The sequence below is a fragment of the Segatella copri genome (genome assembly GCF_026015625.1).
Taxonomy (GTDB): Bacteria; Bacteroidota; Bacteroidia; order Bacteroidales; family Bacteroidaceae; genus Prevotella; species Prevotella copri_H.
In genome coordinates this window covers 2,986,697-3,002,187 of sequence record NZ_JAPDVG010000001.1, presented here as the reverse complement: position 1 = coordinate 3,002,187, position 15,491 = coordinate 2,986,697, and the positions used below count along the sequence as shown (strand labels likewise).

Below are 15,491 nucleotides of genomic sequence, written 5' to 3'. Positions count from 1 at the left end.
AGATGATAGAATGGTTTATCCTGGGCTAAAGATTAGTCTCAGGATGATATAAAAAGAGCGGAAAATCAGCTGTTAACTGTTAACCTGTTAACTCCTGGCTTTCCGCTCTTATTTTTTCTTATAGGTTCTCAACTAATACTGCGAGATATTATTCAGTTCTTTCAAACTAACTTTTCTAGGCTCTTCCTTCAATGTCTTCAGCAAATCAGAGGCTGTCATCTTCACCTGAGGATTGAAATCGGCAGAGCGCATATAATCAATTATACTCTGATAGAAAGCCTTGCCTTCCGGATATTTCGAAGCCTTCTCCAAATCGCTCATGCAGACGAGAAGCTTTCCGGCTCCCACCTTCCATTCCATCACCAAACCCAACTTATGATTCCGCTCGATATTATCTATCACCTGAACAATCGGGCGATAATCCTTGGCGAAGTTGTCAAGCACCAGCGGATGCGATTCCTTGATAACTGGGAACCATTGCCAGTTGGTGTGCATTTCCGTAGGGAATCCCTTGAATATCGGATGTTCCGGATTCGTAAGAATGCCCAGAGTTCCTGGAGAAACCTTCTTCTTGTTGTTCTCGCAGATGGTCTTGAACATGCGATAATTCCAGTAATCGGTCTGGAAGAGTCCGCCAACAGTATAAGGAGTAGCATTATCTGCCTGCGAAAGCGTATCATCGGCAGCCACGAAATGACTGGAAGCCGTAGGCATCCAAAGCACCTTTCCGCCCTTTTCCAAGACTTTCACCACTTCATCATTCAAATCCTTGGCTATGATGACGCCCTTCTTTTCCATCGCCTTCTTCGGATAAACCCAAAGTTCGTAGGAGTTTCTCGCCTCTGTTCCTTCAATGTTTAATGTAAGAAGCAGCTTGGTAGGTTGCTGCACGTGGAAAACACCATTCAGTTCACCCACATCCACCAAACCTTCTTCGTATGAAAAGATGTTCAATACTCCCTCATCCTCAGCCATCAAGTCGCCCACATTCTTTCTCACTTCACCATCCTTGGTGCTGAAAGTTCCATCATCCATACAAAACAATCCGTTCTCGGCAGCCAGACGCCATTTCAGTTTCTTGCCCTTCAGCGAAGAACCGCCATAGTTGGCAACCTTTACCTTAGCCAGAATCTTCTCGCCATCCTCGAAGCAGAACTTCTTCATTTCCAGCAGAGGAACCACTGGCGAACACCACTGACGCCATTCCTCGGGCGTAGTGATTCCCTTGCTCTCCATAAACACATCCAGGATACCAACGAAAGCACTTCCCTGACCGGGATAATCCTGAATATCGAGCAATTGGAAGCCCGCCATATTCCGGGTTCTCAAATCCATCTCTATATCGGCTTTATAGAGTTTCACGCTCCATAAACCCGAAGCCTTGTGGAAATCATCTGCCTGCGAGAGCATTCCAGCTGCAGCCAGACGACGGCGGAAAACTTCGAAGTTATAAGGATGAAGCACTCCGGTGTATTTCTTCATTTCCCGATAATCAGGATAGGTCTGAAACTGTCCTGTTTCGTGAGAGATGATTGGGATTCCGGCCTTATCGCAAGCCTCATCAAAATTCATCGTAGAATTAGGATGGAAATGATTGATCATTCCTCCATCGTAGGCATCGGCAAACGAGAAGGAACCACGGGTATGGGTATTGTATTTGCCCCATCCCTCGCCTCCGATGCGACAAGTGGTGAAGTAATCCATTCCTTCTTTTATTCCCTGATAACCGAGATAGTAATTGCTTCCCAAGGTATAGTATTTATCGGGCGCAATCTTGCGGAAATCATCCACAAACTCCTTCATCTTGTCAATATCTCCCCAGAGTTCATTACCCAACGCCATCATTCTGAAAGATGGATGATGACCGTATTCTCTGAGGATGTTCTCGCCTTCCTGATGCAGGAACGCCATCAGCCTTTCATCCTTCTTGTCAAAAGAACCCCAGAAAGGAAGCTCCGGCTGGAGATAGATTCCCAGACTGTCCGCTGCCACGAAAGCCGCTTCCGGAGGGCACCAGGAATGAAAGCGCACATGGTTGATTCCATACTCCTTGCAGATTCCAAGATACTTCATCCAGCCTTCCACGCCCATTTCCACATGTCCCGTCAGCGGCCATACAGCTGCATCGTGCTTGCCACGGAGGAATATCCTATGACCATTGGCGTAGAAGTGGGCGCCCTTGATATGAAAATCCTTGGCGAAATCAGGCAATACATTTGAATTTTTCACTCTTCGTTCTTCACTCTTCACTTCCAGGCGTATCTCGCCGATAATTCCATTCCAGTTGGTCTGCGTATCTTCTGTATAAGCATGGCTGGAACCGTAAACCTGCTCAGGCACACCTCTTCCATTATCCACCACGATTTCCAGGAAATGCTTGCCCGGCTTCACCTTCTTTGGCAGAAGATAGCGCTGGGGAGTAGAGATGAAGTTGCAGGAATCCACCAGTTCTCCATCCACATACACCCAGGTTGGTCGGGTACGCTCCAGGAAGAGTTCTACCGGCTTCTTCTTCCAGTCCTTCGGGATATTGATTGTTCTGGAATATCTTGCAGCTCCTTTATAGGCATAGAGTCTCGTAAGATGCGTTGTTTCCATCGTATCTTTCGGAGCGAATCCCAGATGGTTCGTATCGATGGTGCCGGGAAGGATGGCACGCTTCACCTCACCCTGCGAGGCACGCTTACTCTTGGCAAAAGCGCTACCGCTCTTTCCCAACTCCACATTCCATTCACCAGCGAGCGAAATGCTCTGTGCTTGCAAACCCAGACTTACCAGTCCCAGACAAGCGATAAGAATAGTTTTCTTCATTAACTTATAATTGTCTAATAGTTCATACCAAAAGCCCAGAGAGGAATAACATTGCCCATGCCTGTCTCTATATCATCCTTCACAACATATCCTTCTTTAGCCTCAGAAATCTGCTTCTGACCTTTCTTTTTACCACCAATCTCAAAAGTCTTGTCTTCTATCTGGAAATCAGAGATTGGAGAATTGAAGACAGCATGATTCACACGCATCTGATTAAAAAAGAAAGTCTCTCGTTGATTGCCAATATCAGGTACCGAAGAAGAGAGAGCAAAGGAGAGATTGGTATTATCAAGATACACCTTTTCTACCTTGCCCAAACCACGCACACCTCCTGTGGACTCGTGAAGCTGGGCTATCAAACCTGCACGCTCCATCAGTTCGAAGTAATCGGGCAGATTATTGCGATCCACCTTGATAGTTGTAGCAATGGTACTCATGTTTGGCTTGAAAGGCACACTATCAGCTATTACCTGCATCAGTTCCTTCAATTTTCTGGACACCATCACCGTATAATTGGCATATTGTGGAATATCCGTCTCCAAAGTCATACTCACTACTTGATTCAGTCGCATCCGATAGCCCTCATCCTTAGAAAAAGGATAGTAGCCCTTGCGCAGATATTCATTAAACAATGCCAACGGATGCTCAATCTCCTCCGGCAAAACGACTTCATTATTTACGATTTGTTCCAATGTAGAAACAGGAATATCTAGGCCCTTTTCCATACCGATGTATTCGCGAAAAGACAAACCTTGCATCGTAAAGACCAGTACTCGTCGACTTAAATCTGCTGTACCTTTATAAATATCAAGCACAGAAGAACCGGTAAATACCACTTGCAAGGTTGGCAGATTATCGTATATCATTTTAAGTTCTGTAGCCCATCCCTTATATTTATGTATTTCATCGATAAAAAGATGCTTGCCTCCAAGTTGGCTAAACTTCATTGCTGTTTCAAAGAGAGTATGATTAGCGAAATAGATGGATTCCGCACTCACGTAGAGTGTGTCTTTCATCTGAAGATTCAATTTGATATACTGCAAAAGAAGTGTTGTCTTGCCGACTCCACGAGGTCCAACAAGAGCCGTCATCCGATTCGACCAAGGAATCTGATGATACATATATCGTAGGTATCGAGTATCGGTACGCTTGATAAGATTGTCTGAAAGTTGCTTCAAAAATTCCATATTTCTTTCCTTATTTGATGTTTACGGCTGCAAATATACAAAAATTGCGGTAAAAACACCGCAATTTACCAAAGAAATTGCTGTATTTTTACCGCAAAATATGGATATTGCATCAAAACATCCCATTTGATGCATATCTATCATAATTCGTCAGACTCTACATTTTGAGAATAATCCTCATATAATTCTAATTTCAGGTTTAGCTCTTGAAGTAGTCTGTAAAGTCTAAAAGTTGGGTAAGATATATATACTGCATCATTGAATATCAACAAAAATGGATGTTGTTTCATGCAACATTTTTCGTTCGTTCTCCATCTTCCAGCGCTTTAGCCATGACAAGATAAGCGGAGGCAGCTTCGTCATCATTAATCAGGCTCTCTTCCAGTTCGTCAATGGTAACACCAAGATGCTCGCAAAGAACTTCCAAAAGACGCTTTATGCAGTATAGCACTCGTTTCCAAAGAGTCAACGCCATAAGGTCTTCCTCCATATTTCCAAACAGTTCTCCCATGGTTTCATATTCAAAGAATCTCTTCTCTAAGGCCATAGTTATATATGTAAGGAAGCAGAGAGTACAATCGGCTATTTGCTCATCAAAGTCTCTACCAGCACATGCTCCGAGACCAAGATACTGCTTGCATTCCTTGTTCAGAACCTCTATGTTCCATCTAATTTGGTAAACCTCAAATGCCCTGACAAAAGACATACTGAGGTCTGTGCTCAACAAAACATTCCATCGATGGTTTCTGCCATATCTTATAAGAAAGATACGTACAGGCTGGTCTCCCAGTTTTCCTCTCAATGCGATATAATGGCACTTGTACCGTCTGCAGTTATGGCAAAATTGAGAATTGCCTTCATATAGTGCTATCAGTTCCATTGCATTGTGCAACTTCCCATTTACAGAGTACTTGGTGTTGCCCATCTTTGCCAATCCAACAAGGTTCAGATCACCCTTGCCGAGTTTGAGAACCTCGCTGATGAAGTATTCGCAGGTGAACCAGCTGTCACAAAGCACATACTTGGCACGTAAACTCTTGTGAGCCCATGCTCGTTTTAGCATTTCCACAGCAACTTGAAGCTTTGAATCCGTTGATTCTTTGAATCTCATGAAGTTAGGATCCTCTTTCTTGCGTTTTTTAGAGAAACGATTCTTACGTTGCTTTGCAGTAAGTCCGAAGTCCTTCTTCTTGCCCTTCTCGCAGTGAAGGGACATATCTATAGGTATCGTACTCTTTCCGTCAAAAAATGCGCATACCAACAGTTTGAATCCAAGGATACATTTACCCTGCACATGGTCAAAGACACGGCTGATTTGCTCTATGCCATAGCCTGTTTTCTCCAACGTAGTGTCGTCAAATATGTAACTTGCGTTATCAGAAGATACTTCGGCATGTTCCTTACGAAGAATTGCCAAAAAGCGAAGAGCCATCCCTATAAGGAGTTTGCGCCAGTCCATGGTAGCTCTGCGCATCATTCGATAATAGCAATTGTGACCTGTATTCAGAAGGTCATAATATGACTTCTTATACATGGAGTGTATGCTCTCACCTGCTATACGGAAAAGACAGAGAGACAGGATTAGCAGAACGGTAGGAATGCCTGCTTGCTTCTCCAAGGACATTCTACAGAGCAGATGACCAAGCCCAAATCGGGTGAAAAGAGACATTAAATTCGTTCTCAATGAACTTTTAACACTTAATATGTTGGACAACTCAGAAAAATTGCTTAATTTTGCATCAATAACAGTTACTCTTTAAATCGTTGTTTTATTGTTGTTTGACGATTACAAAGATACAACTTTTTATTGAGAAACTGTTATTTTTACCCCATTATTTTGGGGTGGGAAACTTTAGTTACCTTCTTTTATTTTACAGTTCATCATTAGAAGCTTTTTTTCCTTTTTTTGTCCAATACACTAATCTTGTCCCTATCATTATTTTCTTTTCTACAGCTTCATATCTAAAACAAGAGAGAGTTGAATAAACCTTATTCCTGCCCAAATAATAAGTTTCTGCATAAATCGTAGTATCCGTTGTAGCTATCGCTGATGGAGAATACTTTGCTTCCATTGCAATTTTTATATCTTTATAAGTACTCAATGCCGCTGCCTTATCTAAACCACTATTCATAAATCGAACAGCACTAAGAATATTATTGGTTCTTTCTACATCTAGCATTTGCCAACTAAGCCCACCAAAAGAAAAATATTGACTTTGGCGTGATCTAAAATGCAACAACTCATCCGTGCTGTATTGTTTATTCCAATAAAACCCATGGCTTTCTAATGTTGTAACAATTTTATCAACAGAAGCTTCTTTTCCTAAAACAAGACCATAAAATGTATCTTGTACTCTTTCATTCCATACTGTATCGAGTTTATCCTTACCAGATGTCGTTTGCTTATTGCCACAAGAGTTCATACCTATAGCCAACAACAAACAAAATATAACAAAAATCTTATTTTTCATAAATTATGTATCTATCATTAACCTAAAATATACTTCCAATCAAATGCATTACGCTTTAATTCAAAATCCTTCTCGAAGTTCATCCTTAAACCTTTCTGGATAAAGCCTTCTCTGAATACTTAACCACGATAAATATAAAACGTAGCTAAATTCATTGTTTTTAAAGACTTTATCCAATGGTTTACTTTCCGTTTGAAAGCGTACCTTTACTATTTGCCCTTCGATAATCTCTTTAAGTTTCTCTTCTTTAATCTCGAAAAACACAACAGCTCTATAACGATAAAAGACCTTACCATCTAAACGCTGTTCCTTTTTTATGTTACCACCATTTGCACCACATGAAAGTTCTATGACTTCACCTTTGTCGGTTTTCAACAAGAGAATACCTCTTGGAGGAAACTCACAAGGAGAATATAGACTTAAAAGACATGACACATGATATATATTCTTTGCACTTTCACACTGGACTAATAACGATAATGGAACCTTATCAAAAAAAGAGCCACAAACATGATAGCCTGTTGCAACCAATTGTCCCATATACTCTCCTCCCCATCCATCCTGCTCTATCTTGTATTGAGCATAGGTTTCCGTAAAAGAAAAGCAAAAAGCAAAAATTACAAAAATCTTAGATAACACTTTCTTCATAACGCTTCCTTTTTGATTCTTAAAATATACCCCAAACATTATAAACTAATTTCTGATTTGTATATACGTCCTTCTAAATATGGATTACTTTCCTCTAATTTATGTTTCAGAACTTGTGCACTGTTGCCACGCATAAAGGGAGATAATATCACCTCATCTATCAAAACATCAGAATCAATATCAAACACTGCGTAGTTTTTATCATAATTAGCTGATTCGTCATTAAAAATACCATTCAAAAAATAAAAACGAACCTCTTTTTCTCCTTTATATTGGTTCTGTTTTTGAAATAAGATTCCTTCAACTTCCTGTAAACTTGAATATCCGTTATAATACATCGGAGAACAACATATCAAATAAGGTTTAATTGCGTTTGGATCCAATGCTGCTATTACATTTCCCACTGTTGATTCAATACAAATACCACAATTGCCATGTGTATATGCTTGCCACATCAAAATGTCATCTTTGTTCAAAGTCCAACAAGAGGTAAGATAGTTTTGTGACTTCTTGAACATTTCTATCAATTCTATAGATGTATAGTTTTTCAGTACCACGCTTTTGCCTTCACATACATTCACAAAATTCTTAAATATGTCCTTCAATGGGACTTTTGTTCCTGCATCATAACAATCAGAAAAATGTTTCTTTGCAGAAATATAAAACTTTTTATCTAAGATTTGCAAGAAGCAATCAAAATCCATATAACGATAAATTTTAGTATCGTTATTGAATTCCTTTGCAGACTTATTTATGAAGAATTCTATCTGACTCTTAGGTTTAACATTTTCTTTCACCATCACATCATTTTTAAGATTTTCTATAAACAAAGCAATACATATACATTTCTCGTCCGAACTAAATTTAAATGGTTTTAAAGTTACTCATTAGTCTATTCTCCATCATCATCCCAGCACTTCGGATGAACCTCTAATTAAACGTGAAGCGTGGTACTGACTATGCCACGTTCTGAATTGGAGGTCCTAGGAAACCTTAACGCACGAATGTGAAATAGCAGCCCACGCTTGCGTGAGAACCACTATGCCACCCTTGTGCGTTTGAGAAATTTTCTAGGTTTCCAATTCACAAAATAAGCATAACGCTTCTTATTAATTTCTAACATGTCTGGAGATGATTTTCACCAAATCCGCCTCAAAGATACAAAAGATATTTGAAAACACAATAACTTTTGTAGAAAAGTTTAGAATTTCATGAAAAAAACTTGGAATGTTAGCTAAAATGTGTACTATCACAGAGTGCACCAATTGGCAATATCGTCTACATGCGTAGTATTAGGCATACATTATAAAATAGCAAAAGCCTGCATCAAACTGGGAGAATCATCCCATTCGATGCAGGCTTTCACCTTATTATATATCGTCTGCCTAAATTACTTCTTCTTAGGTCTGCGACGAGCCCAGCCTTCTTCTTCGAAGTTTGGCTCCTCGCCCTTGAACTTCACGTTGTCGTTGTTCTGGAAGAACTGACGCCAATCGCCTGTATCCTCCTGAGGGCGAGACTTTCTGCCGCCACGAGATTCGCCACGGCTTCCACGTCCTCCCTTTCCACGAGAATCACGAGAATCTCTTGCATCATCAGAAGAACCTCTGCGGCTGCGTCCGCCTCTTTCTGAAGAACGACCGCCTCTGCCCTCAGAACTGCGACCGCCACGGGCTGCTCTGCCATGACCTTCCTCATCAGCATCGTTACATCTTACGGTTCTGCCCTTGTACTCAGTACCGTTCAATGCCTTCATCACGCGCTTAGCATCCTCCTCAGGCACCTCGATATAGGCAAACTTACTCAGCAGGTCGATGTGACCCACCTCCTGGCGACCCTTCACATGCTTGTTCAGATACTGCATGATTTCGCCCGGATAGAAACCATCCGCCTTACCCAGGTTGATGAACAGTCTCTTGAAACCAGCCTCAGTCTCGTGCTTTCTGCGACCATTGGAAACCTTGCCACGGCCCTCGCCACGGCTGCCACGACCTTCGCCGCCACGGGAACCCTTGCCGGTCTCAGGCTTGATAATCTCAGGAGCATTCTTATAGTAATCGAGGAACTTACCGAAGGTGATGGTTACCATCTTCTTGATGATGTCCTCCTTGTCGATGTACTCAAACTGGCGGTTGATTTCTGCCATGTATGGTTCAATCTGATCCTCGTCCACATCGGTCTTCATGATGTCGTCCATGGTCTTGAAGAGCTGCTTCTTGCAGATTTCCTCTGGGGTAGGCAATACGCCGTCCACGAACTCCTTGCCAATCTGCTTCTCTATCTGGCGAACCTTGAACTTCTCTCTGGTATGGATGATAGAGATGGATGTTCCCTTCTTTCCGGCACGACCGGTACGGCCGCTTCGGTGGGTGTAGCTTGCCACATCATCAGGCAAACCATAGTTGATAACGTGAGTCAGATCATCTACATCCAGACCACGGGCAGCCACATCGGTAGCCACCAGGAACTGAACGGTATGGTTGCGGAACTTTTGCATGGTGAGGTCACGCTGCTGCTGACTCAAGTCGCCGTGCAGCGCCTCTGCATTATAACCATCCTTAATCAGCTTATCTGCAATATCCTGAGTCTCCAGCTTGGTACGGCAGAAGATAATTGCAAAGATGCGTGGATAGAAATCCACCACACGCTTCAGGGCGAGATACTTGTCCTTGGCATTTACCAGATAGTAGATGTGGTTTACATGCTCAGCACCCTCGTTGCGCGAACCCACTACGATTTCCTTGTGGTCGTGCAGGTAGTTGAGGGCAATCTTCTCGATGTCCTTGCTCATGGTAGCCGAGAAGAGCAGAGTGTTTCTATCTTCCGGAACGTTCTCAAAGATGGCATTGATGCTCTCAGAGAAGCCCATGTTCAGCATCTCGTCAGCCTCATCAAGCACCACATTGTTTACGTTCTCCAACTGAGCCACGCCACGATTAATCAAATCGAGCAGACGGCCAGGGGTAGCCACGATAATCTGCACACCATGCTTCAGGGTGCGAATCTGGCTTCCGATGTCGGTACCGCCATAAACAGCGGCAATATGCAAACCGTCGATGTACTTGGCAAAACTGTTCAAATCGTCTGCTATCTGGAGGCAGAGCTCACGTGTAGGACTGAGGATGATAGCCTGTGTCTGCTTGCTGCCGGCATCAGTTTTCTGGATTACCGGAATACCGTAAGATGCAGTCTTACCCGTACCGGTCTGCGCCAACGCAATCACGTCGTTCTTATTACCAAGCAAATATGGGATTACTTCTTCCTGAACTGGCATTGGATTCTCAAATCCAAGCTCTTCGATGGCATGGCGAATCTCCTCGCTCACGCCTAATTCTTCAAATGTCTTCAAATCTTTTTAACCTTAATTCATTATAATCAAAATGGAAGGCCGAATTCACCCTCCCAGCCATGAATTAGGGTGCAAAATCCTTCCGAAACGCTTGCGGCAATCCCACGCATTTATTAAGATTGCCTAAATTCGGGTGCAAAGATACGAAAAAAATGCGAGTTTCTTGCAGATTTCTGCAATATTTTATTACCTTTGCATGAAAGTTACAACAAACAGATAACCAAGAAAACTTGAAATATATGAAAAAAGTTATTTTCACCCAAGAATGGATTGCTTTGCATCCATACGAAAAAGCAGACGAAACAGATCTGTATTATACAGAACTCGCCAACGAAATATACCATGCTCTTGACGAGGCGTGCTACACCCATAACTTCAAGAATATGGATGACGCCAAGCAGCTGGCACTCAGCATTGCCGGTTATTTTGAAGATGTGATTTCGGGCACAGGCATTTGGAAGACTTTCACGGAAGAATGCAAGCAGCGCTACGGCACCTACATTCCTTTCTATGAGAAAGAAAGCGAATTCATCAAGAGTACGCTCAACGAAGATGACCCGGCTTACGACCCAGAGGAAATCAACATCGCTGATGTCAAGTTCCTGCTCTGGCACCATTACCAGCAGAGCAGTTTCGTACAGGAAGCCGTTCCTTTCCTCTTCGGAACCCTGGAACTGGCTGCCAAACTTGCCTACAACATTCTCGACAGAGAGTATGAAACGGCTCCGGAAAACGAGCGTCTTCTGACTTATCTCAGCGAAATGCCTGAGATAGAGGGCAACGCTGAAACGACCGAAGAGGAAATCGAGAAGAACAAGGAGTTGGATGAGATTCACCGTCGCGACACCCTGGCGTGGTTCCATTATGGCTGCTATTTCAACGTGGGCAACCAGAAGCGCCTGCAGTTTACCCTCCAGCAGATGGCAAACTCGCCTCAGGGTCTTACCGAACCGCTCGCTTATTCTGTGCAGATGGAAATGACTATCGTCGGCAGAAACAATCTTCTGGCGCTCACTTCTTACGAATGGCTCTGCAAGATTTGCAAGAACATGCCTACCCACAAGCTCTGGGAGGATGAGGAGTTCAGAAAGAAGGCTATAGAGCTACATGAAAAGGCAGATCATGAGAAGGCGATTCACGACTACAATCTGCTCAAAGCGAAGGGATACGAAGACAAGTTCATCTTCCTGGAAGATGTGAAGACGCTGAAGGAATTCCTCAAGGAGATTGAATTCGAGTTGCCAAAGGACATCCGATTCCCTCAGAAATACGAGAAAGGCATCATCTTAAGCGGAAGTCCATATACAGGCATCAACATCAGTTTCGGTCTGGCTCATTGCATCGCATCGCCTGAGAACCCATACTATGTACAGGAGCGTGCAGAGACCGACAGCTTTGGCATTATCAGCGGCAATGGTCTCCCATTCCCTTACGAAATTGTCTGCAAACTGATAGAAAACAACCTGATTCCTGATGCAAACATCTTTACAAGCCAGTATGTAAAGGAAGAAGGCTTGAAGATTACGCAGGCAAACCTCCAGTTCCTTGCCGATTACTACCTGATGGGTAGGAAGGATAAAGACCTGTCGCCTAAGGAGTTGTGGTAAAGATGCATTCAGCACACTCAAAAAGTTCACTACGCTAACCCCATTTTTAAAGCCGTTAGCGTAGTAGACTTTTACATATTTATAGAAGAAAGAGCGGAAAATCAGCTGTTAACTGTTAACTCTGTTAACCCCAAGCTGTTCTTCCGCTCTTTTTATTTTAGTATTTTCTCAGTTAGTTATTTCAAAATTACTAATTAAAAAAATCCCTGCGCTTGATTAACCAAGCTGCATAATCGGGAGTAAGGGAATAAAAACACAAGCAAAACACTTCTGCTCTTGCTCTGTCTTGAGCAAGAGAAGCGTCTTTCCGATACGCCTTCTGCCTATCATCACAGTGAAAAGGGAATGCTCAGCCGATTTTTCCCAGTTCCTGCGCAGTATCTCTATCTCCTTTTTCCGATCATAAAACTTCATAATGTAACAGCCGTTAAATTAATGTGTGTTAAATAAACTGTGCAAAGATACAATATTTTGTCGTCAAAATCCCCAAATCTCAAAAAAAACATACTTTTGGGGAATTTAAAGGCAAAAAGTTAAGATATAAGACAGATTAGAAACGCAAAAGTTTACTACGCTAACAACATTTTAAGGGGGTTAGCGTAGTAAACTCTTAACATAAAACTCAACCATCAGCACTAATGTGAATATTCGACTATACGCTTAGACAACATAAATTTCGTAAAAATCAAAAGTTTTTTAGGAAACATTCGTGAAAATCAAAAAGTTTTCGTACTTTTGCACTTGACAAACGAATGTGCGTCAGACATATTAGAACGAAGAGCGTTATTGAAACTTGACCTTCTTATCAAATTCTCGCAAAGTTTGAATACAGAAAAGGAAGAGTAGCAACAACGCCCAGGCTATGTATATATACTATCCCTTGGGATAACTATATACTCGTATTAGCGTGGGTGGCTGTTGCTTATCCTTTCTGTAGGCAATGCGAGAAGCCTGATAAGAGGATAGGTAATATACAGCCCCTCACGCTTTTTGCATATTAATTTATAGCCGATTAGGAGGAGCTAGGCATTTATTTCTGAACATGAAGACGAATTTACATTCCATTCGGCATCAATCATTCAAACTGATTGCTACATTACTCATGTTGTTGTTTACTAATGTTTGCTATGCCAAGTTGTTAGATGTAACCTTAACAGAAGGTGGTACTTTGAGACAATTTATTCCAAAAGAAGACTATGCTTCGATTACGGAGCTGAAAGTTTCAGGTCCTTTTAATAGTGAGGATCTTGATGTCATAAAAAATCTAACCAAATTAGAGATTCTTGATTTGTCAGATATTTATTTAGTAGAGGGGGAAAAATACTATTATGAAACTTACCAGAAACAATCCTCAAAAGAATATGACTACACTTATTTCTACACCTCGGAGAAAGATTCTATATCAAACAAACACGAACATAAAGGTTACCCCAAGCCTAATGGATACGACTGTTATTACCATCATACTTATTGTAATGATTTAAGATACGCATTCTGTCCCTACTACAACAATCATGAACTATACGCCAAACGACTTTACTGGCCAAAAAGTGTGAAGAAAATCGGCAACTACGCCTTCTCTGGAAGTGATTTACGTACCATTTACATAAGTGAGGACATTGAAGATATTGATAGTTTGTCTTTCAAAGGAGCCAACTTACTCGAAAATGTCTTTATTAATAGCAACAACAAAAAATATAAAGACATAAACGGTACTGTTTACTGTAAAACAAACAACGAAAAGATTTTTGAGGGACGCAAAACGGGGTTTGTTGTTTCAAAAGCAGAAAACAAACGTTCATTTCTTTACCTATATATTGACACCTTAAAAAGTGAAGCCAATACCGAACCTTTAAAACTTATAAGTGTAACCTGCAATGGCAAAACATTAATTTCTAAAGGGAAAGGTTGGGAAGGCGACCTTTGGGTATTAAAGGGAGTCTATTTCAAAGAAAGGGAAGTCGTAATTACTTATAAGGAAGGAGATATAGAAAAACAAAACGTATATACTTATCCTGCAACCAACCCTTATGTTGATCTTAATCTTCGAGAGACTGGATATACCTCTCTCAAATTCGAAGTTATCGCTGACGAAGGGGCTTCAGAAGTAGGTATCATCTCCAACAATAAAATTATAGCCAAAGGAATCCCTTCCACTTCAGTTAACTACAATTACCAAGAAGGGCGTACCTTTTGGTTTAACGACTTACCATGGGGAAGTTTTGGCAAATACTATGGATATGCCATCTATGAGGGGGATACCATAATGTCTGGCTATACTATATGTGGAACTAATTCCGCGGGATCATATATAATAAGTAAGAAAACTATTATAACCCCAACAAGTTGCACTGTCAAAGGAACATTTAATGTTGGAGAACAGTATATTGATAGCTGCGGATGGGAAATCTCGGATATGAAGACAGCTTGGGGAACAACAAAATGGACAAATAAACTAACACATAAATTTGTAGATTTAGTACCAGGCAAGACGTACTATGCTTATTTCATAGTTGATGCTAAAGGGCAACGTTACAGAAGTGATGCATACGAATTCTTTGCTCCAAGTGTTACATTTGAAAATCTACCAACGGACATGGTTTCAAATACAACCGCACGAATAAGTGCTAACACAAATTGCGATGCTACACATAACATTGGGTTTGAATGGCGAAAATATGATGCACCAGATTTGGTTCCTTCCACCTATTCTGAATGCCCAGTAATCAATGGCAAGTTATCTGGTACGCTAAACAATCTGAGTGCAAACACATACTATAAATATCGTCCATACTACAAAGATGCAAAGGGAGACTATACTTACGGTGATTGGTTAGCATTCGGAACATCAGACGCTTACGCTTATTTCAAGCCTGATGTTTTTACTTCTACCTATGAACAAAATGAGCAAAGTATAAAGTTGACAGGATACGTAATCGGTGGTTCCGACAAAATTACCAAACAAGGGTTTGAATATTGGACATCAAAAAGCCCAAACAAGACTGTCCTTGAATCTACAGGGCAATATATGCAAGCAGAAATAAAGGGACTCATTTCTGGGGCAACTTATTCATACCGAACATTTGCAACCACTAGCAAAGAAACCATATATGGTGACACTTTTGAGTTCTCTGTACCGAACACGACAGGGATTAATCACGCAGAACAAAATACTGAAGAAATGCAAATTTACTTCAATAGTCAAAAAGGAATCATGGTTTCTGTTGCAGACAAAGCCAACTCAAACTGCTCATATAGAATCAACAACATAAATGGGGATAATGTTGAGACTGGAAAAATTGTGGCTGATGAAAATTGGCATTCTGTCAAGAAACTATTACCAGGCATCTACATTATAAGAGTTAGCAATCTTAAAGAATCAAAGATTATAAAGGTTGCAATCAAATAAAAAAGAAGA

General features: G+C 41.4%; 9 protein-coding genes. 2 read left to right on the top strand and 7 right to left on the bottom strand.

All coding sequences use genetic code 11. The annotated features are described in order from the left end of the window. Positions 1 to 132 precede the first annotated feature (132 nt). From ONT19_RS12510 to ONT19_RS12480, 7 genes are all read right to left on the bottom strand, one after another. Positions 133 to 2,811 carry a beta-glycosidase gene (locus tag ONT19_RS12510; RefSeq protein ID WP_264952099.1) on the bottom strand — a complete coding sequence of 893 codons (2,679 nt, stop codon included), beginning with the start codon at positions 2,809 to 2,811 and terminating at the stop codon, positions 133 to 135. Positions 2,812 to 2,825: 14 nt separating this feature from the next. Continuing rightward, entirely contained in the window at positions 2,826 to 3,998 is a 1,173-nt protein-coding gene (locus tag ONT19_RS12505; protein ID WP_264952098.1) for an ATP-binding protein, read from the bottom strand. A gap of 286 nt (positions 3,999 to 4,284) precedes the next feature. Further along, positions 4,285 to 5,742: an IS4 family transposase gene (locus ONT19_RS12500; RefSeq protein ID WP_234564684.1), complete on the bottom strand. Its 1,458-nt coding sequence runs from the start codon at positions 5,740 to 5,742 to the stop codon at positions 4,285 to 4,287. A gap of 127 nt (positions 5,743 to 5,869) precedes the next feature. Beyond that, positions 5,870 to 6,469 carry a hypothetical protein gene (locus ONT19_RS12495; protein WP_118139729.1) on the bottom strand — a complete coding sequence of 200 codons (600 nt, stop codon included), beginning with the start codon at positions 6,467 to 6,469 and terminating at the stop codon, positions 5,870 to 5,872. A gap of 60 nt (positions 6,470 to 6,529) precedes the next feature. Then, positions 6,530 to 7,117: a hypothetical protein gene (locus ONT19_RS12490; RefSeq protein ID WP_234564674.1), complete on the bottom strand. Its 588-nt coding sequence runs from the start codon at positions 7,115 to 7,117 to the stop codon at positions 6,530 to 6,532. Between the two features lie 38 nt (positions 7,118 to 7,155). Further along, positions 7,156 to 7,917 (bottom strand): hypothetical protein, encoded by a 762-nt coding sequence (locus ONT19_RS12485; protein ID WP_147334308.1) that lies wholly within the window; start codon positions 7,915 to 7,917, stop codon positions 7,156 to 7,158. 590 nt (positions 7,918 to 8,507) lie between these two features. Continuing rightward, positions 8,508 to 10,466: a DEAD/DEAH box helicase gene (locus tag ONT19_RS12480; RefSeq protein ID WP_264952097.1), complete on the bottom strand. Its 1,959-nt coding sequence runs from the start codon at positions 10,464 to 10,466 to the stop codon at positions 8,508 to 8,510. Positions 10,467 to 10,705: 239 nt separating this feature from the next. Between ONT19_RS12480 and ONT19_RS12475 the strand changes: the two genes are divergently transcribed. Both ONT19_RS12475 and ONT19_RS12470 read left to right on the top strand, forming a co-directional pair. After that, positions 10,706 to 12,073, top strand: coding sequence for a DUF3843 family protein (locus ONT19_RS12475; RefSeq protein WP_264952096.1), 1,368 nt, complete (start codon positions 10,706 to 10,708; stop codon positions 12,071 to 12,073). Positions 12,074 to 13,115: 1,042 nt separating this feature from the next. Continuing rightward, a complete protein-coding gene (locus tag ONT19_RS12470) occupies positions 13,116 to 15,482 on the top strand; it encodes a leucine-rich repeat domain-containing protein (RefSeq protein ID WP_264952095.1) in 2,367 nt (788 codons plus the stop codon). Positions 15,483 to 15,491 lie beyond the last annotated feature (9 nt).

Coding starts and splice junctions, on each gene's coding strand:
- ONT19_RS12510 (WP_264952099.1), bottom strand. CDS start 2,811: ATGAAGAAAACTATTCTTATCGCTTGTCTGGGACTGGTAAGTCTGGGT.
- ONT19_RS12505 (WP_264952098.1), bottom strand. CDS start 3,998: ATGGAATTTTTGAAGCAACTTTCAGACAATCTTATCAAGCGTACCGAT.
- ONT19_RS12495 (WP_118139729.1), bottom strand. CDS start 6,469: ATGAAAAATAAGATTTTTGTTATATTTTGTTTGTTGTTGGCTATAGGT.
- ONT19_RS12490 (WP_234564674.1), bottom strand. CDS start 7,117: ATGAAGAAAGTGTTATCTAAGATTTTTGTAATTTTTGCTTTTTGCTTT.
- ONT19_RS12485 (WP_147334308.1), bottom strand. CDS start 7,917: ATGGTGAAAGAAAATGTTAAACCTAAGAGTCAGATAGAATTCTTCATA.
- ONT19_RS12475 (WP_264952096.1), top strand. CDS start 10,706: ATGAAAAAAGTTATTTTCACCCAAGAATGGATTGCTTTGCATCCATAC.
- ONT19_RS12470 (WP_264952095.1), top strand. CDS start 13,116: ATGAAGACGAATTTACATTCCATTCGGCATCAATCATTCAAACTGATT.